Genomic DNA, 16,175 nt, shown 5'->3' on the forward strand with positions numbered 1-16,175 from the left:
GCGGCTTATGTCCGCAGACGTGCCCGAGGTACTGGACGCTTGGCGCATGGTTGCGGCCCGGCGGGAGTTTTCTGGCCGCCTGCCGCTGTCCGCTTTGCCACGCCTGCGCGAGGTACTGGTCGACGACGAGGGCGGGGTGGCGTACACGCTGTCCTTCGACCGCGACGCGCTCCAGGTGTCCTACGTCGAACTGGGGATCGAGGCGCAGCTGCCGCTGCTTTGCCAGCGCACGCTGCAGCGCTTCGTGTTCCCGGTCTCGCTGGTGCAGCGGCTGGGGCTGCTGCGGGCCGGGGACGACGAGGGCGAGGCCGCCGAGGCCGCGCTGCCGCCGGGCTACGAAGCCTTGGTGGTGGCCGAAGACGGCGCCATCCGCCCCGCCGACCTGGTGGAGGACGAGCTGATCCTGGCCGTGCCGGTGATACCGGTGTCGCCGGGATCGGAAAGCGTCGAACGCGACTGGCCGGTCGCCGCCGACGAAGAGGCGCAGGCCAACCCGTTCGCGGCGTTGGCGGCGCTGAAGAAGAACCATTGATCGACCCGATCGAGCTGATCACCCCGAATTCGTTGCTGGAGCAATCCCATGGCTGTGCAGAAGTCCCGCGTTTCCCCCTCCCGCCGCGGCATGCGTCGCGCCCACGACTCGCTGACCGCGAAGCAGCTGTCGACCGACCCGACCTCGGGCGAGACCCACATCCGTCACCACGTGACCGCCGACGGCTTCTACCGCGGCCGCCAGGTGATCGTGCCGAAGACCAAGGTGGTCGAGGAAGACTGATCCTTCGCGCGTCCGCCATCGCGGCGGATGATGCCCTGGCCGTGGCGCGCCCGCGCCACGCGCCCGCCGGCGCCCTAGGGTGCCCAGCAATACGCGAGGTCTGTCATCGAAATGAGTGAGTCCGCCGTGCCGCGCACCTACGCGCGCATCGCAGGAACCGGCAGTTACCTGCCGGCGAAGGTCCTGAGCAACGACGACCTGGCGAAGTTCGTCGACACCTCCGACGAATGGATCGCCGCGCGCACGGGCATCCGCCAGCGCCACGTGGCCGCCGAAGGCGAGACCACCGGCGACCTCGCCGTCCATGCCGCCCTGCGCGCGCTGGAAGCGGCCGGCACCGATCCTTCCGAGATCGAGCTGATCGTGGTCGGCACGACCACGCCCGACCTCGTGTTCCCGTCCACCGCCTGCCTGGTGCAGGCGCGCCTGGGCATCGCCGGCTGCCCGGCCTTCGACGTCAATGCCGCCTGCTCGGGCTTCATCTTCGCGCTCAGCGTGGCCGAGAAGTTCATCGCCTCGGGCTCGGTGAAGACGGCGCTGGTGATCGGCTCGGAAACCCTGACCCGCATGGTCGACTGGAGCGAGCGCACCACCTGCGTGCTGTTCGGCGACGGCGCCGGCGCGGTCGTGCTCAAGGCCGACACCGAGACCGGCATCCTCAGCACCCACCTGCACGCCGACGGCGCGAAGAAGGAACTGCTGTGGAACCCGGTCGGCGTCTCGGTCGGCTTCAAGGAAGGCGAGAAGAACGCCGGCGTGCGCATCAACATGGCCGGCAGCGATGTCTTCAAGCACGCGGTCAAGGCGCTCGACGGCATCGTCGAGGAGACGCTCGAGGCCAACGGCATCGACCGCCACGACATCGACTGGCTGATCCCGCACCAGGCCAACCTGCGCATCATCGAGGCCACCGCCAAGCGCCTGGACATGCCGATGGAGCGCGTGATCGTGACCGTCGACAAGCACGGCAACACCTCTTCGGGCTCGGTGCCGCTGGCGCTGGACGAAGCGGTGCGCTCGGGCAAGGTCGAGCGCGGCCAGCTGCTGCTGCTGGAAGCCTTTGGCGGCGGCTTCACCTGGGGCTCGGCGCTGCTGCGCTACTGAGCCGCACCGCATCGCACGACGCAAGGGCCGCGCATTCCGCGGCCCTTTGCTTTTCCGCCCGCTCCAGACGAAGCGCAATCAATACGGTCGGGTACAGACGGCGCGGGGGTGGAGCGCTTATCATCGCCCGGCTTTTTTCATGGGGTTCTCCGCTTGGCCGCTTCCCAGCTTGCATTCGTTTTTCCGGGCCAGGGCTCGCAGTCGCAGGGCATGCTTGCCGATCTCGCCGACTCGCACGCCGTGGTGCGCGAGACCTTCGCCGAGGCCTCCGAAGGCGCGGGCGTCGATCTCTGGGGGCTGTCGCAGGGCGAGGGCGATGAACGCCTCAACCGGACCGAGTTCACCCAGCCGGCGCTGCTGGCCGCGGGCGTGGCCGTGTGGCGTGCGTGGGAGGCGGCAGGCGGTGCCATGCCGTCGCTGCTCGCGGGTCACAGTCTCGGCGAGTATTCGGCGCTGGTCGCCGCCGGCGCGCTGCCGCTGGCCGATGGTGCGCGCCTGGTGCGCCTGCGCGGCCAGCTGATGCAGGACGCGGCGCCCGCCGGCACCGGCGCGATGGCTGCGGTCATCGGCGCGGAGGACGCGCTGGTGCGCGAGGTCTGCGATGAAGCGTCCGGCGACGAGGTGGTCGTGCCCGCGAACTTCAATTCCCCCGGCCAGATCGTGATCGGCGGCCACGCCGCCGCGGTTGATCGTGCTCTGGAGTTGCTGGCCGCGAAGGGCGTACGCAAGGCGGTGAAGCTGGCGGTCAGCGTGCCCTCGCACACTCCGCTGATGCGCGAGGCCGCCAACCGCCTGTCCGAGGCCATGTCGGGCCTGGCCTGGAGCGAGCCGTCGCTGCCGGTGGTGCAGAACGTCGATGCCGAGGTGCATGACGGCGTGCAGGCCATCCGCGACGCCCTGGTGCGCCAGCTCTACCTGCCGGTGCAGTGGACCGACTGCGTGCAGGCCATCGCCGCCCGCGGCGCCACCCGCATCGCCGAATGCGGCCCCGGCAAGGTCCTGACCGGCTTGGCCAAACGCATCGACAAGACCCTCGACGCCCGCACCCTCGGCACCGTCGCCGATTTCGATGCGGCGCTGGCAGAATGGAAGGGCTGATTTTTGCCACGGATGAACACGGATAGACGCGGAGTCACACGGATAAAGCAGGAACAGGGTGGGCCGTGGCGCACTGGAGTTCCTGCCCTTCTATTTGCATTGCTCTATCCGTGCAAATCCGCGTTATCCGCGTAATCCGTGGCAAAAAAGCTTTCGACTGATACAGGCAAAGACGAAATGACACAGGAACTGAAAGGCGAGATCGCACTGGTGACCGGCGCAAGCCGCGGCATCGGTGCGGCGATTGCCGACGAGCTGGCCGCGCGCGGCGCGACGGTGGTCGGTACCGCGACCAGCGAAGGCGGCGCGAAGGCCATCGGCGAGCGGCTGGCCGCGCAGGGCGGCCATGGCCGCGTGCTCGACGTCGGCCAGGCCGGTGCGATCGAGGCGCTGATCGAATCGATCGGCAAGGAGGTCGGCGCGATCTCGATCCTGGTCAACAACGCCGGCATCACCCGCGACAACCTGTTGATGCGGATGAAGGACGAGGACTGGCAGGCCATCCTCGACACCAACCTCACCAGCGTCTACCGCAGCAGCAAGGCGGTGATGCGCGGGATGATGAAGGCGCGCCGCGGCCGCATCGTCAACATCGCCTCGGTGATCGGCGTGACCGGCAACGCGGGGCAGGCGAACTACGCCGCCGCCAAGGCCGGCATCATCGCCTTCAGCAAGTCGCTGGCGAAGGAGATCGGCAGCCGCGGCGTGACCGTCAACGTGGTCGCGCCGGGCTTCATCGCCACCGACATGACCCGCGACCTGCCCGAGGACGCCAAGGCGGCGATGGCGGAGCAGATTGCGCTCGGCCGCCTCGGCGAGCCTTCCGACATCGCCCGTGCCGTCGCCTTCCTGGCCGGCCCGGACGCCGGCTACATCACCGGCGAGACCCTGCACGTCAACGGCGGCATGTACATGCCCTGATGCGAATGGCCGCCAAGTCCTTGAATGAAAAGGGGCGGAATCGGCCGCTGTCACCCCCACGCGAATCCCTTACACTATCCACCGCAACAGCCTCCACCGGAGCCAAATACCAATGAGCAGCATCGAAGAGCGCGTCAAGAAGATCGTCGTCGAACAACTGGGCGTCAAGGAAGACGAGGTCAGCGCAAGCGCCTCCTTCGTCGACGACCTGGGTGCGGATTCCCTCGACACCGTCGAGCTGGTGATGGCCCTCGAAGAAGAGTTCGAGTGCGAGATCCCCGACGAGGAAGCCGAGAAGATCACTTCGGTGCAGCAGGCGATCGATTACATCAAGGCCCACGTCAAGGCCTGATCGCAGGCGGCGCAGCAGCGCCGCACCGAGCATAAAACCCGGGGCCGCTGATGCGGCCTCGGGCGTTTCCGGCGCCCCGCGGGGGGTGCATCGAACAGCACGCACAACCGTCCAGGAGTCCCCATGTCCAAGCGTCGCGTCGTCATCACCGGCCTCGGCATCCTGTCGCCGCTCGGCAATGACCTGGCATCGTCCTGGCAGGGCATCGTGGACGGCCGTTCGGGCATCGGCCCGATCACCAATTTCGACGCTTCGGCCTTCGCCACCCGCATCGCGGGCGAGGTGAAGGGCTTCGATCCCGCGACGTGGATCCCGGCGAAGGACGTCAAGAAGATGGACCCCTTCGTGCACTACGGCGTGGCCGCCTCGATGATGGCGCTGGAGGACGCGGGGCTCGACGTCGCCGCCGACCCCGAGCGCATCGGCGTGGCCATCGGCGCCGGCATCGGCGGCCTGAAGGGCATCGAGGAAACCTCGATCAAGTGGCATGAGCACGGCCCGCGCAAGATTTCGCCGTTCTACGTGCCCAGCACCATCATCAACATGATCGCCGGCCAGGTGTCGATGATGACCGGCGCCAAGGGCCCGAACATCGCCGCGGTCACCGCCTGCACCACGGCCACCCACAACATCGGCCTGGCGATGCGCATGATCCAGTACGGCGACGCCGACGCGATGATCGCCGGCGGCGCCGAGTTCGCCACCACCCCGACCTCGCTCGGCGGCTTCTGCGCGATGAAGGCACTGTCCACGCGCAACGACGATCCGACGAAGGCTTCGCGCCCCTGGGACGAGGGCCGCGATGGCTTCGTCATGGGCGATGGTGCCGGCGTGCTGGTCATCGAGGAATACGAGCGCGCGAAGGCGCGCGGCGCGCGCATCTACGCCGAGCTCGCCGGCTTCGGCATGAGCGGCGACGCCTACCACATGACCGCGCCGAGCGAGAACGGCGAGGGCGGCGCGCGCTGCATGGTCGCCGCGATCCGCGACGCGGGCATCGATCCCTCGCAGGTCGGCTACATCAACGCCCACGGCACCTCGACCCCGGCCGGCGACCTCGCCGAGACCATGGGCATCAAGAGCGTGCTCGGCGCGCATGCCGGCAAGGTGATGGTCAGCTCGACCAAGTCGATGACCGGCCACCTGCTGGGCGCCGCCGGCGGCGTCGAGGCGGTGTTCTCGGCGATGGCGCTGCACACCGGCGTGATCCCGCCGACCATCAACCTCGACAACCCTTCCGAAGGCTGCGACCTCGACTACGTGGCGAACACCGCGCGCGAGCAGCAGGTGGATGTCGCCATGTCGAATTCCTTCGGCTTCGGCGGCACCAACGGCAGCCTGGTCTTCCGCCGCGTCTGATCCACGGCGCCGCCCTCCGGGGCGGCAGGGCCCGAACATGACCCACGTCCGCGCGCTGGCGCCCGGCCTCGACCTGCTCGCGCTGCAGCGGAGCAGGCCGGGGCGGTATCCGCTGCTGCTTGAATCCGTGGCCTCGGGCACCGCCCAGGGCCGCTGGGACATGCTGCTGGCCGCCGACGGCACGCGACTGGTGCTGGGGCGCGATGGCCGTATCCTGCGCGAGGACGCCACCGCCGACGGTGCCGGCACAGGCCCTGCCGACGACCACGATTTCCTTCGCGCCCTCGACGCCGACTGGCGCGCGCTGCACCGCCCCGTGGAGGCCTCGCCTTGGCCCTTCCGGGGGGGCTGGGCGCTGCTGCTGGGTTACGAGCTGGCGGCACAGGTGGAACCGGTGCTGCGGCTGCCTGCGGCACCGGGCGGGCTGCCCGTGGCGGTGGCCTGCCGCTGCCCGGCGGCGGTGCTCCGCGACCGCCTCAGCGGCGAGGTGGTGGCCGTGGCGGAGGAGGGGGCGGAAGCGCTGCTTGAAGCCGTGCTGGCCGATATCGCGGGCGTTGGCGCTGAAGCCGGTGCGTCCCGGTGCGCCCGTCCGGCGCCGCTGGACGGCCTGCACGCCGCCGGGTCCGATCCCGATCCCGCCGTCGCGAGCGCCGGCGCGTGGCCGACGCTGCTGGCTTGCGGCGAAGACCCCGGCGAGGCGTATACCGAAGCCGTCGCCCGCGCACTCGACTACATCAGCGCCGGCGACGTCTTCCAGGTGAACCTCTCCCGCGCCTGGGAGGCGCGCTTCGACGCGCCGCTGCCCCCGGCCGTGCTGTACGAGCGCCTGCGCCGCGCCAATCCCGCGCCCTTTGCCGGCCTGTTCGATCTGGGCGAGGCCGGAGCCGTGGTCAGCGCCTCGCCCGAGCGCCTGGTCTCGGTGCGCGGCGACCTCGCTGAAACCCGCCCGATCGCCGGCACCCGGCCGCGCCTGCCCGGCGACGACGATGCCGGCCGCATCCGCGAGCTGATCGGCCACGCCAAGGAGCGCGCCGAGCACGTGATGCTGGTCGACCTGGAGCGCAACGACCTGGGCCGCGTCTGCCGCGGCGGCAGCGTCGAGGTCGACGAGCTGATGGTGGTGGAGAGCTATGCCCACGTGCACCACATCGTCAGCAACGTGCGCGGCCGCCTGCGCGAAGACGCCACCCCCGGCGAGGTGCTGCGCGCGGTGTTCCCGGGCGGCACGATCACCGGCGCGCCCAAGGTGCGCTGCATGGAGATCATCGCCGAGCTCGAAGGCGTCGGCCGCGGCGCCTACACCGGGGCCATGGGCTGGCTGGACCGCAGCGGCGACATGGACCTCAACATCCTGATCCGCAGCGCGGAAGTGGCCGGCGACAGGCTGCGCTTCCGCACCGGTGCCGGCATCGTCGCCGATTCCGACCCGGCGCACGAACTCGACGAGACCCGTGCCAAGGCCCGCGGCATGCTGCAGGCGATCGGTGCCTGACCGGCGTCGCGGCCGGCACGGTATCCTTCGGACCATGCATCCGACCCCTGACCGCACTGGCGGAATCGCGCCATGAAGGCGCTCAAGCGCATCGTCCTCGTCCTGTTCGTGCTCTCGGCGCTCGTCGTGGGCGCGGCGGGCTGGTGGGCCTGGAGCGGCTACCAGCGCTTTGCCGGCGCGCCGCTGCCCGGCGTGGAGGCCGGCGACATCGTGATGGTCGAGCGCGGCGACAACCTGCTGCGCGTGGTCGCGCGCTTGCGCGGGCAGGGGATCGACGCGGGGCACGACCTCGAATGGCGCGTGCTGGCGCGCCAGCTGGGCGCGGACAGCCGCATCCAGGTCGGCGAGTACGCGTTGGAGCCGGGCATCACCGCGACCCGCCTGCTCGAGAACATGCGCGACGGCAAGGTGGTGCGCCACCGCTTCACGATCGTGGAGGGCTGGAACATCCGCGAGCTGCGTGCCGCCTTGGGCCGCGCCACGCCGCTGGTGCAGACCCTGCATGAAATCGACGACGCGGCGCTGATGGCGATGCTCGGTCGCGAGGGCGTGCATCCCGAGGGCCGCTTCCTGCCCGAGACCTACGCCTACGACCGCGGCGACACCGACGTCGACCTGCTGAAGCGCGCCGCCGACGATCTCGACCGCGCGCTCGACGCCGCCTGGCAGGCGCGCGCCGACGACCTGCCGATCGATACGCCCGAAGAGGCGCTGGTGCTGGCCTCGATCGTGGAGAAGGAAACCGGCATCGCCGAGGAACGGCCGATGATCGCCGGCGTGTTCACCCGCCGCCTGCGCATGGGCATGCGCCTGCAGACCGACCCGACGGTGATCTACGGCATGGGGGCCGACTTCGACGGCAACATCCGCCGCCGCGACCTCACCGCCGACACGCCGTACAACACCTACACCCGCGACGGCCTGCCGCCGACGCCGATCGCGATGGTCGGGGCACACGCCCTGCGCGCGGCGACGCAGCCGGAGGAGACCGACGCGCTGTACTTCGTCGCCGTCGGCGACGGCAGCGGCCGCCATGTGTTCTCGCCGACGCTGGAGTCGCACAACGCCGCCGTGCGCCAGTACGTGCAGCGCTACCGCGAGCGGCACGGACCGCGATGAGCGCGCTGCCGATGCATCCGCGTTTCGTGTCGCTGGAAGGCGGCGAAGGCGCCGGCAAGACCACGGTGCTGGCCGCGCTGCGCGCGGAGCTGGCCGCTTCGGGCGGCGAGGTGGTGGTCACCCGCGAGCCCGGCGGCACGCCGCTGGCCGAGAAGATCCGCAGCCTGCTGCTGCTGCCCGGCGACGAGACCGTGGCCGCGGAAACCGAGCTGCTGCTGATGTTCGCCGCGCGCGCCCAGCACGTGCGCGAAACCGTGCTGCCGGCGCTGGAGCGCGGCGCCTGGGTGCTGTGCGACCGCTTCACCGATTCCAGCTTCGCCTACCAGGGCGGCGGCCGCGGGCTGGATGCCGGCTTCATCGAAGAACTTGAATGGCGCGTGGTCGGCATCCGTCCCGGGCTGACCATGCTGCTGGACATCGACGTCGCCCGTGGCCGCGAGCGCATCCGTGGCCGCGACCCGCGCCCGGACCGCATCGAACGCGAGCGCGACGCCTTCTTCGAGCGCGTGCGCGCCACCTTCCTCGCGCGCGCGGCGGCCGAGCCCGGGCGCTTCCGCGTGGTCGACGCCTCGCACCCGGTGGACGAGGTCGTGGCCGCGGCCGTCGCCGCCCTGCGCGCGTTCGCGGAGGCGGCGTGAGCTTCGACGCTCCGTTCGCGCCGTGGCAGCAGCGCGCCTTCGAACACGCCGCGGCCGCGATCGACGCCGGGCGCATGGGCCACGCGCTGCTGTTCTGCGGCCCGGCGATGCTGGGCAAGCGTCGGGTCGCCGAGCGCCTCGCGCAGCGCGTGCTGTGCCTGTCGCCCGACCCGGCGGCGCGGCCCTGCGGCCAGTGCCGCGCCTGCGCGCTGTACCGCTCGCGCTCGCAGAAGGATCCGCAGGAACAGCGGCCGGACGGCTCGCTGTCGCATCCCTGGGGGCATCCGGGCCATCCCGACGCCATCTTCGTCGGCCACGCCTGGCGCCTCACGCCCTCGCCGCCGCGGCAGATGACGGTGATCCCGGTCGACCAGGTGCGCGAGCTGTCCACGCGCCTGTCGACCACGCCGCAGTACGGCGACGCCAAGGTCGCGATCATCGATCCCGCCGACGACATGAACGATGCCGCGGCCAACGCCCTGCTCAAGACCCTGGAAGAGCCGGTGCCCGGCCGCTACCTGTGGCTGCTCAGCGCCCATCCCGCGCGCCTGCCGGCGACCATCCGCAGCCGCTGCCAGCGCCTGGAGTTCCGCCTGCCGCCGGCCGACGAAGCGGTGGCCTGGCTGCGCGCGCAGGGGCACGCGGACCAGGCCGCGACCGAGGCCCTGGCCGCCGCCCACGGCCACCCCGGCCTGGCCGATGCCTGGCTGCGCGACGGCGGCATGGCGCTGCGCCGCGAGGTCGCCGCCGACCTGGCGAAGCTGGCCGCCAACGCGGCTTCGCCGCTGGAAACCGCCAAGGCCTGGACCGCCGACGACCTGGCCATGCAGCGCCTGCTGCACGCCGCCGATCTCGCGCGCGACGAGGCCGCCGGCTTGACCGATCCGGCGCGAATCAGGAAGCTGGCCGCCTGGTTCGACGGCGCCAACCGCACGCGCGAGCTGCTGCGCAGCACGATCCGCGCCGACCTTGCGGTGGTGGACCTGCTGCTCGCATGGCGCGACGCGGCCGGCGACAAGACACGGGGAGTCACGCGATGAGTGCAACAGGCGGCGGCGCACGGCAGGGCATCCTGTCGCTGGCGGTCAAGGACAAGGCCCAGCTGTATGCGGCCTACATGCCCTACCTGAAGCACGGCGGCATCTTCGTGCCGACCACGCGCCGCTACTTCATCGGCGACGAGGTCTTCGTGCTGCTGACCCTGCCGGAATCGAACGACCGCCTGCCGGCCGCCGGCAAGGTCGTCTGGGTCACGCCGCCGGGCGCCCAGGGCAACCGCGCCGCCGGCATCGGCGTGCAGTTCGCCGACACCGCCGAGGGCGAGAACGTGAAGGGCCGGATCGAGACCCTGCTGGCGGGCACGCTTAACGCGGACAAGGCCACGCACACGATGTAGTCCGGGGGAAACCTCGCGGAAACCTTCCTGTCCGCTCCCCACCCCCTCACGCGTTCCATCGGAAGCCATCCCTGCTTCCCGATCCGGCCATGGGCATCCCCCGAATCGCCTGCCTGTCATGCGGCATCGCCGCGCTGGCGCTCGTCTCCACCGCCTGCAGGCAGCAGTCGCCTGCATCGGCCGAACCGCTGGTCTCAAGCCCTGAAATGGCCCTCGTCGGCGCCGTGCTGCTGGACGGGCTCGGCGACTACAGCTTCCCGGTCACCAGCAGGCATCCCGAAGTCCAGCGCTGGTTCGACCAGGGCCTGGCACTCACGTACGGCTTCAACCACGACGCCGCCGAGCGCGCCTTCCTCAAGGCCGCCGAGCTCGATCCGGACTGCGCCATGTGCTGGTGGGGCGCGTCCCTGGTGCTGGGACCGCACGTCAACGCCGCGATGGATCCGGCCGACAACGACGACGCCTGGGGTCGCGTGCAGCGCGCGATGGAACTTGCGCCTGGCGCCAGCGAGCGCGAACGGGCCTTCATCGAGGCGCTGTCGGCGCGCTACGCGGCGCAGCCGCCGGATGATCGCCGTGCGCTGGACGAGGCCTATGCCGCGGCCACGCGCGTGCTGGTGGAACGACGCCCCGACGACCCCGACGCCGTCGTGTTCCACGCGGAAGCGCTGATGGACCTGCAGCCCTGGGACTACTACGACGAGGCGCTGCGGCCGAAGGGCCACACGAAGGAAGTCATCGAGGGCCTGGAGTCCGTGATCGCGCGCAACCCCGACCATGCGGGCGCGCTGCACCTCTACGTCCACGCGGTCGAGGCCTCGGCCGATCCGCAGCGCGGCGTCGCCGCGGCCGACCGCCTGCGCGAACTGGTGCCCGGCTCCGGCCACCTGGTGCACATGCCGGCGCACATCTACGCGCGGGTCGGGCGCTGGCACGACGCGGTGATCGCCAATCAGCGCGCGATCGAGGCCGACGACGCCTACCTCGCCCTCTGCCGCGGCAACGCGCAGGGCGTGTATCCGCTGGGCTACGTGCCGCACAACCACCATTTCCTCTGGTTCGCGGCGAGCATGGAGGGCAGCGCGACCCTGGCCGGCGAGGCCGCGAGGCATACCGCCGAGCGCACCGACCTGCCGGAGCTGATGCGCGAGCGGGGTTTCGCGGGCCTGCAGCACTACTGGATGACGCCCTGGTTCGACCGCGTGCGCTTCGGCCGCTGGGACGAGATCGCCTCCACGTCCAATCCGGCCGAAGACCTGCCGTACGTCACCGCGATCTGGCACTACGCGCAGGGCATGGCCGCACTGCGGCAGTCGCGCCTGGACGATGCCGACGGGCACCTCGCCGCGCTGCGGCCGCTCGCCGCCGATCCGGCGATGGACGAGCTCACCGTCTGGGACCGCTACCCGCTGGCGTACGCGGCCAGGATCGCCGAGCGCACGCTGACCGCCGAACTCGCGGCCGCCCGCGGCGACCACGACGCGGCCGTCGCCGCGCTCCGCGAAGCGGTGGTGATCGAGGACGGCATTCCCTACGACGAGCCGCCGGGCTGGCACGCGCCGGTGCGGCATTCGCTGGGCGCGGTGCTCCTGGCTGCGGGCCGGCCGGCGGAGGCCGAGGCCGTCTACCGCGAGGAACTCGATCGCAATCCCGGCAATGGCTGGTCGCTGTTCGGCCTGGCGAAGAGCCTGGAGGCGCAGCGCAAGGGACGGGAAGCGGCCGATGCGCAGCGCCTGTTCGCCGAGACCTGGCGGAACGCCGACATCGAGCTCAGCAGCTCGCGTCTCTGATCGAGTCCGCGACCCCTTCCCCGCACGGCGGGGATGGGGGCGCTACTTGCGCAGCGCCTGGGAGTCCCAGCCCGGACGCGGCGCGAAGCGGTCGCCGTGGGCGGCCTGCAGGGCCTTCAGGCGCAGCAGCAGCGCCTCAGCGCCCGATTCCCGCACGTACTGGATCGGGCCGCCGCGGAACGGGGCGAAGCCGGTGCCGAAGATCACGCCGGCATCCAGCAGGTCGCCGTTGGCGACAACACCCTCGTGCAGCGCGGCCACGGCCTCGTTGACCAGCGGCAGGATCAGGCGGTCCTCGAGGTCGGCCGGGGCCTTGTAGTCCTTCGGCACCTCAGGCTTCTTCGGCTTGCCGTTGTCCCAGGTGTACAGGCCCTGGCCGTCCTTCTTGCCGCGCCTGCCGGCTTCCGGCGGCGTGGACAGCGAGGGCGGGATCGGCAGCCCGAGGAACGGCGCCAGCTCCGCGCCCACGCCCGCGGCCACGTCCAGGCCGACGGTGTCGATCAGCTCGATCGGGCCCATCGGCATGCCGAACTTCACCGCGGCCCGGTCGATCACGGCGCCGGGGATGCCTTCCGAGTAGGCCGTCGCGGCCTCGAGCATGTAGGGGAACAGCAGGCGATTGACCAGGAAGCCCGGCGTGCCCGCCACCGGCACCGGCAGCTTGTCGATCGCCTTGCAGAAGGCGGCCAGGCGGCGCTCGGTGTCGGCGTCCATCGCGTCGTGGCGCACGATCTCCACCAGCGGCATCAGCGCCACCGGGTTGAAGTAGTGCAGGCCCGCGAACTGCGCCGGCCGCGCGAGACCGGCGCGCAGCTCGTCCAGCGGGATCGAGGAGGTGTTGGTGGCGAGCAGCGCATCGGCCTTGAGCTTCGGTTCGATGCCCGCGTACAGCGAGCGCTTGGCTTCGGGCTGCTCGATGATCGCCTCGATCACCAGGTCCGCATCGGCCACGCCGTCGCCGGCCAGGTCGGACTTCAGGCGCGCGGCCACCTTCGGCCGTTCGGCATCGATCTTCACCTTCTTCGCGAACAGCTCGCCCGCGCGCGCCAGGGCCTTGTCGATGTAGGCCTGCTCGCGGTCCTGCAACGTGACCTCGAAGCCCTTCAGCGCCGACCAGGCGGCGATGTCGCCGCCCATCACGCCGGCGCCGACCACGTGCACGCGCTGGATACCGCTGTCCTTGCCGCCCAGGCCCTTGAGGTGTTCCTGCAGGAAGAACACGCGCGTCAGGTTGCGCGCGGTCGGCGTGCCCGCCAGCTTCACCACCGACTTGCGCTCGGCGGCCAGCCGGTTCTGGATGCCGCCGCCGGTGCGGCGCCAGGTCTCGATCAGGGCGTAGGGCGCGGGGTAGTGCTCCTTCCTCGCCTTGCGCGCGACCTGCTTGACCAGCATCGGTGCCAGCAACTGCCGCGCCGGCCAGGTGTTGGTGATCCAGCCCATGAAGCGCTGGCGGAAGGGCCGCTCGGTGCCCTTGAGCGCGAGTTCGGACGCCGAATCGATGAGCTGGGCCGGCTCCACCACCTTGTCCACCAGGCCGATCGCCTTCGCGGCCGAGGCCGAAAGCGTGCGCCCGGTCAGCATCATGTCCATCGCCGCCGGCGTGCCGACCAGGCGCGGCAGGCGCACGCTGCCGCCCCAGCCGGGATAGATGCCCAGCTTCACTTCGGGCAGGCCGATGCGCGTGGACGGATCGTTGCTGGCGATGCGGTAGCGGCAGGCCAGCGAGATCTCGGTGCCGCCGCCCATGCAGAAGCCGTGGATCGCGGCCACGGTGGGGCAGGGCAGGTCGGCCAGGCGCTGGAACACCTGCTGGCCGCGGCGGATGGTGTCGCCGATGGTGCCCCTGGCGTCGAACTCCGCGAATTCGCGGATGTCGGCGCCGGCGATGAAGCCCTTGGCCTTGCCCGAGCGCAGCACCAGCGCCTTCGGCGGATCCAGCGCCAGGCGCTCGAGCAGGGTGTCGAGCTCGACCAGCACCTCCTGGGCGAAGGTGTTGACCGACTCGCCGGCGCGGTCGAACGTCAGCAGGACGACGCCGTCCGGGCGCTGCTCGGCTTGCCAGTGGCTGAAGCGCAGACCGTCGAGGCCAGCAATCATGCGGAACATCCGTCAGGGTATGGGAAGCTGCCTATGATCCAGAGTCCGTTTCGCCCGCGTCAAATGCCGCCCCGTCGGGGGCGCCGCGGCTTGCGGGAGGCCGGACCCGGCCCCAGATGATCCTGCAGGCCGGAACTTTCCGTCCGTGTGAAGGTCAGATTCCCGGTCCCGTGGGCCGGTTCCCCAGGAGAGCACCGGCCGATGGCCGAAATCGACAGCCACCAGCTTGACCAGGACCTCGTCCGCCGCGTGCAGCGCGGCGACATGGCCGCCTTCGACCTGCTGGTGCGCAAGTACCAGCACCGCGTGGCCGCCCTGGTGGGGCGCTACGTGCAGGACTGGAGCGAGTGCCAGGACGTCGCCCAGGAGACCTTCATCCGCGCCTACCGCGCGATCGGCAACTTCCGCGGCGATTCGCAGTTCTACACCTGGCTGCATCGGATCGCGGTCAACACCGCGAAGAACCACCTGGTCGCCAGCAACCGCCGTCCGCCCACCGACGACATCGAGGTCGAGGACGCCGAACATTTCGATTCCGCCACCGGCTTGCGCGACCACGACACGCCCGAACGCGAACTGATGCGGCAGCAGATGGAACAAACGGTGCTGCGTGCTGTCCAAGCACTGCCCGAAGAATTGCGCACGGCCATCACCCTGCGCGAGGTCGAGGGCCTGAGCTACGAGGAGATCGCCACCCGCATGGACTGCCCCATCGGCACCGTCCGCTCGCGGATCTTCCGCGCCCGCGAGGCGATCGACGTCGAGCTCAAGCCATTGATGGACACTCCAGCGGCGCCCGAACGCGCGGCGCGATGAGCATGAAGATGACCCAGGAACACGACGACATCGACATCGACTTCGAACCGGCGCCGCCGGACAAGCTCTATGCCCACAACCGCCGGCAGCTGTCGGCGATGCTGGACGGCGAGCTGTCTCCGGACCAGGCGCGCTTCATGCTGCGCCGGCTGCAGCACGACGCCGAACTGGCCGCGTGCTGGGAGCGCTGGCAGGTCTGCGGCGACGTGCTCCGCGGCCGCGGCCATGCGCTGCTGCCCGCCGACTTCTCCCGTCGGGTCGCGGCGGCGATCGCCGTGCCCGGTCCGGCGTCGGCCGCAACGGCGGTCGAAGCCACCAGGGCCGGGCGACAGGACGCGCTGCAGCGCCCGCACCGCCTGCTCCGCTGGGGTGGCGGCGCGCTGGCCGCCTCGGTCGCGCTGGTGGCCCTGTTCATGGCCCGGCAGCTGCCCGATGCGCAGTCGCCGGAGCGGGTCGAGGCCGCCAGCGCGATGAGCGCGGCGCCTGTACTGGTGGAAAGCGGGCCGACGAACGTGCTGGCCGATGCCGGCGACGTCGCCATGCCTGCGACGACACCGCCGGATCCGGCCCCGCAGCCGGCGGACGGTGGCGGCGTTGCTCCCGGCCTGTTGGCTGCGGCCGCGCCGGTGGTGATCGCCGCGGCCGAAGTCCCACGCCGCACAGGCGAGCGCGGCAGCACCCGCAGCCAGTCGCAGCGTGCGGCCCTGAGGCGCACCCAGGCCACTGCGGAGGCCCCGGCCCGGGTGGCCGTGGCCGCCGCGCCGCCACGCCCGGCCATCCAGGCCATCCCGGCGCCTGCACCGGCAGCCGTGGCTGCCGCCTCCAGCGATCTGCCGGCGCTGGCCGGCGTGCCTGCGGGCGCCGTCGACGGTGATGCGCTGTTCGGCGCGCTGCCGGCCGCGGCCTCGCGGCCCTGGCCGCGTGCGGTGCTTCCCGGCCTGACGCGTTCCTCGCAGCCGTTCGCGGCCGGTTACGGCCTGCCGCAGTCCGAGGCTTTCGCGCCCTTCCAGCCGAGGCTGGAGGCGGGTGGGGCCGCCGTGCCGCGGCCGGATGCTCCAGCCGGACACGTCCCGGTACAGGGCGCTGCTGCCGGGGACGCCGGAGATTCCGCCGGGCTGCGGCCGGATCCCTCCGGCACCCGATAACTCCCTCCCGCACCGCGCCCCGGTGCCAGCCGGCCGCTGGCCGGATCCCTTCCGTCACCATGACTCCGGCCCC

General features: G+C 71.2%; 16 protein-coding genes. 15 read left to right on the forward strand and 1 reads right to left on the reverse strand.

What is annotated here, in order from left to right:
- Window positions 1-7: 7 nt before the first annotated feature.
- From E2170_RS12010 to E2170_RS12070, 13 genes are all read left to right on the forward strand, one after another.
- On the forward strand, window positions 8-532 hold the full coding sequence (locus E2170_RS12010) for a YceD family protein (RefSeq protein ID WP_133000858.1): 525 nt from the start codon (window positions 8-10) through the stop codon (window positions 530-532).
- A gap of 48 nt (window positions 533-580) precedes the next feature.
- Window positions 581-775 (forward strand): 50S ribosomal protein L32, encoded by a 195-nt coding sequence (rpmF, locus tag E2170_RS12015; protein ID WP_133000859.1) that lies wholly within the window; start codon window positions 581-583, stop codon window positions 773-775.
- Window positions 776-886: 111 nt separating this feature from the next.
- Window positions 887-1,879, forward strand: coding sequence for a beta-ketoacyl-ACP synthase III (locus E2170_RS12020; protein ID WP_133000860.1), 993 nt, complete (start codon window positions 887-889; stop codon window positions 1,877-1,879).
- A 153-nt stretch (window positions 1,880-2,032) separates the two neighbouring features.
- Window positions 2,033-2,977 carry an ACP S-malonyltransferase gene (fabD, locus tag E2170_RS12025; RefSeq protein WP_133000861.1) on the forward strand — a complete coding sequence of 315 codons (945 nt, stop codon included), beginning with the start codon at window positions 2,033-2,035 and terminating at the stop codon, window positions 2,975-2,977.
- A 177-nt stretch (window positions 2,978-3,154) separates the two neighbouring features.
- Window positions 3,155-3,898, forward strand: a complete 744-nt coding sequence (fabG, locus tag E2170_RS12030) for a 3-oxoacyl-ACP reductase FabG (protein ID WP_133000862.1) — start codon at window positions 3,155-3,157, stop codon at window positions 3,896-3,898.
- Between the two features lie 112 nt (window positions 3,899-4,010).
- On the forward strand, window positions 4,011-4,250 hold the full coding sequence (gene acpP / locus E2170_RS12035) for an acyl carrier protein (protein ID WP_133000863.1): 240 nt from the start codon (window positions 4,011-4,013) through the stop codon (window positions 4,248-4,250).
- Between the two features lie 123 nt (window positions 4,251-4,373).
- The gene (gene fabF, locus E2170_RS12040; protein WP_133000864.1) at window positions 4,374-5,609 is read left to right on the forward strand and encodes a beta-ketoacyl-ACP synthase II; all 1,236 of its coding nucleotides are present in this window, start codon (window positions 4,374-4,376) and stop codon (window positions 5,607-5,609) included.
- 37 nt (window positions 5,610-5,646) lie between these two features.
- Window positions 5,647-7,101 (forward strand): chorismate-binding protein, encoded by a 1,455-nt coding sequence (locus tag E2170_RS12045; RefSeq protein WP_133000865.1) that lies wholly within the window; start codon window positions 5,647-5,649, stop codon window positions 7,099-7,101.
- 72 nt (window positions 7,102-7,173) lie between these two features.
- Complete coding sequence (mltG, locus tag E2170_RS12050; protein ID WP_133000866.1) at window positions 7,174-8,220, forward strand: endolytic transglycosylase MltG; 1,047 nt, start codon at window positions 7,174-7,176, stop codon at window positions 8,218-8,220.
- On the forward strand, window positions 8,217-8,858 hold the full coding sequence (tmk, locus tag E2170_RS12055) for a dTMP kinase (RefSeq protein WP_133000867.1): 642 nt from the start codon (window positions 8,217-8,219) through the stop codon (window positions 8,856-8,858). Before mltG ends, tmk begins: the two co-directional genes overlap by 4 nt.
- The gene (locus E2170_RS12060) at window positions 8,855-9,898 is read left to right on the forward strand and encodes a DNA polymerase III subunit delta' (RefSeq protein ID WP_133000868.1); all 1,044 of its coding nucleotides are present in this window, start codon (window positions 8,855-8,857) and stop codon (window positions 9,896-9,898) included. The genes tmk and E2170_RS12060 overlap by 4 nt, the downstream gene beginning before the upstream one ends.
- A complete protein-coding gene (locus E2170_RS12065; RefSeq protein ID WP_133000869.1) occupies window positions 9,895-10,254 on the forward strand; it encodes a PilZ domain-containing protein in 360 nt (119 codons plus the stop codon). Before E2170_RS12060 ends, E2170_RS12065 begins: the two co-directional genes overlap by 4 nt.
- Before the next feature lie 89 nt (window positions 10,255-10,343).
- Window positions 10,344-12,044: a tetratricopeptide repeat protein gene (locus E2170_RS12070; protein WP_133000870.1), complete on the forward strand. Its 1,701-nt coding sequence runs from the start codon at window positions 10,344-10,346 to the stop codon at window positions 12,042-12,044.
- Between the two features lie 42 nt (window positions 12,045-12,086).
- On the opposite strand, the gene E2170_RS12075 is transcribed toward E2170_RS12070, so the two are convergent.
- Entirely contained in the window at window positions 12,087-14,141 is a 2,055-nt protein-coding gene (locus E2170_RS12075) for a 3-hydroxyacyl-CoA dehydrogenase NAD-binding domain-containing protein (RefSeq protein ID WP_133000871.1), read from the reverse strand.
- A gap of 201 nt (window positions 14,142-14,342) precedes the next feature.
- On the opposite strand from E2170_RS12075, the gene rpoE reads away from it, so the two are divergent.
- Window positions 14,343-14,957: an RNA polymerase sigma factor RpoE gene (gene rpoE, locus E2170_RS12080; protein WP_133000872.1), complete on the forward strand. Its 615-nt coding sequence runs from the start codon at window positions 14,343-14,345 to the stop codon at window positions 14,955-14,957.
- Window positions 14,958-14,959: 2 nt separating this feature from the next.
- Window positions 14,960-16,102, forward strand: a complete 1,143-nt coding sequence (locus E2170_RS12085; RefSeq protein ID WP_165942226.1) for a sigma-E factor negative regulatory protein — start codon at window positions 14,960-14,962, stop codon at window positions 16,100-16,102.
- Window positions 16,103-16,175 lie beyond the last annotated feature (73 nt).

The organism is Luteimonas arsenica (assembly GCF_004352825.1).
Lineage (GTDB): Bacteria > Pseudomonadota > Gammaproteobacteria > Xanthomonadales > Xanthomonadaceae > Luteimonas > Luteimonas arsenica.

Coding starts and splice junctions, on each gene's coding strand:
- E2170_RS12010 (WP_133000858.1), top strand. CDS start 8: ATGTCCGCAGACGTGCCCGAGGTACTGGACGCTTGGCGCATGGTTGCG.
- rpoE (WP_133000872.1), top strand. CDS start 14,343: ATGGCCGAAATCGACAGCCACCAGCTTGACCAGGACCTCGTCCGCCGC.
- mltG (WP_133000866.1), top strand. CDS start 7,174: ATGAAGGCGCTCAAGCGCATCGTCCTCGTCCTGTTCGTGCTCTCGGCG.
- fabF (WP_133000864.1), top strand. CDS start 4,374: ATGTCCAAGCGTCGCGTCGTCATCACCGGCCTCGGCATCCTGTCGCCG.
- acpP (WP_133000863.1), top strand. CDS start 4,011: ATGAGCAGCATCGAAGAGCGCGTCAAGAAGATCGTCGTCGAACAACTG.
- E2170_RS12065 (WP_133000869.1), top strand. CDS start 9,895: ATGAGTGCAACAGGCGGCGGCGCACGGCAGGGCATCCTGTCGCTGGCG.
- E2170_RS12075 (WP_133000871.1), bottom strand. CDS start 14,141: ATGATTGCTGGCCTCGACGGTCTGCGCTTCAGCCACTGGCAAGCCGAG.
- E2170_RS12085 (WP_165942226.1), top strand. CDS start 14,960: ATGAAGATGACCCAGGAACACGACGACATCGACATCGACTTCGAACCG.
- E2170_RS12045 (WP_133000865.1), top strand. CDS start 5,647: ATGACCCACGTCCGCGCGCTGGCGCCCGGCCTCGACCTGCTCGCGCTG.
- fabG (WP_133000862.1), top strand. CDS start 3,155: ATGACACAGGAACTGAAAGGCGAGATCGCACTGGTGACCGGCGCAAGC.
- E2170_RS12070 (WP_133000870.1), top strand. CDS start 10,344: ATGGGCATCCCCCGAATCGCCTGCCTGTCATGCGGCATCGCCGCGCTG.
- tmk (WP_133000867.1), top strand. CDS start 8,217: ATGAGCGCGCTGCCGATGCATCCGCGTTTCGTGTCGCTGGAAGGCGGC.
- rpmF (WP_133000859.1), top strand. CDS start 581: ATGGCTGTGCAGAAGTCCCGCGTTTCCCCCTCCCGCCGCGGCATGCGT.
- E2170_RS12020 (WP_133000860.1), top strand. CDS start 887: ATGAGTGAGTCCGCCGTGCCGCGCACCTACGCGCGCATCGCAGGAACC.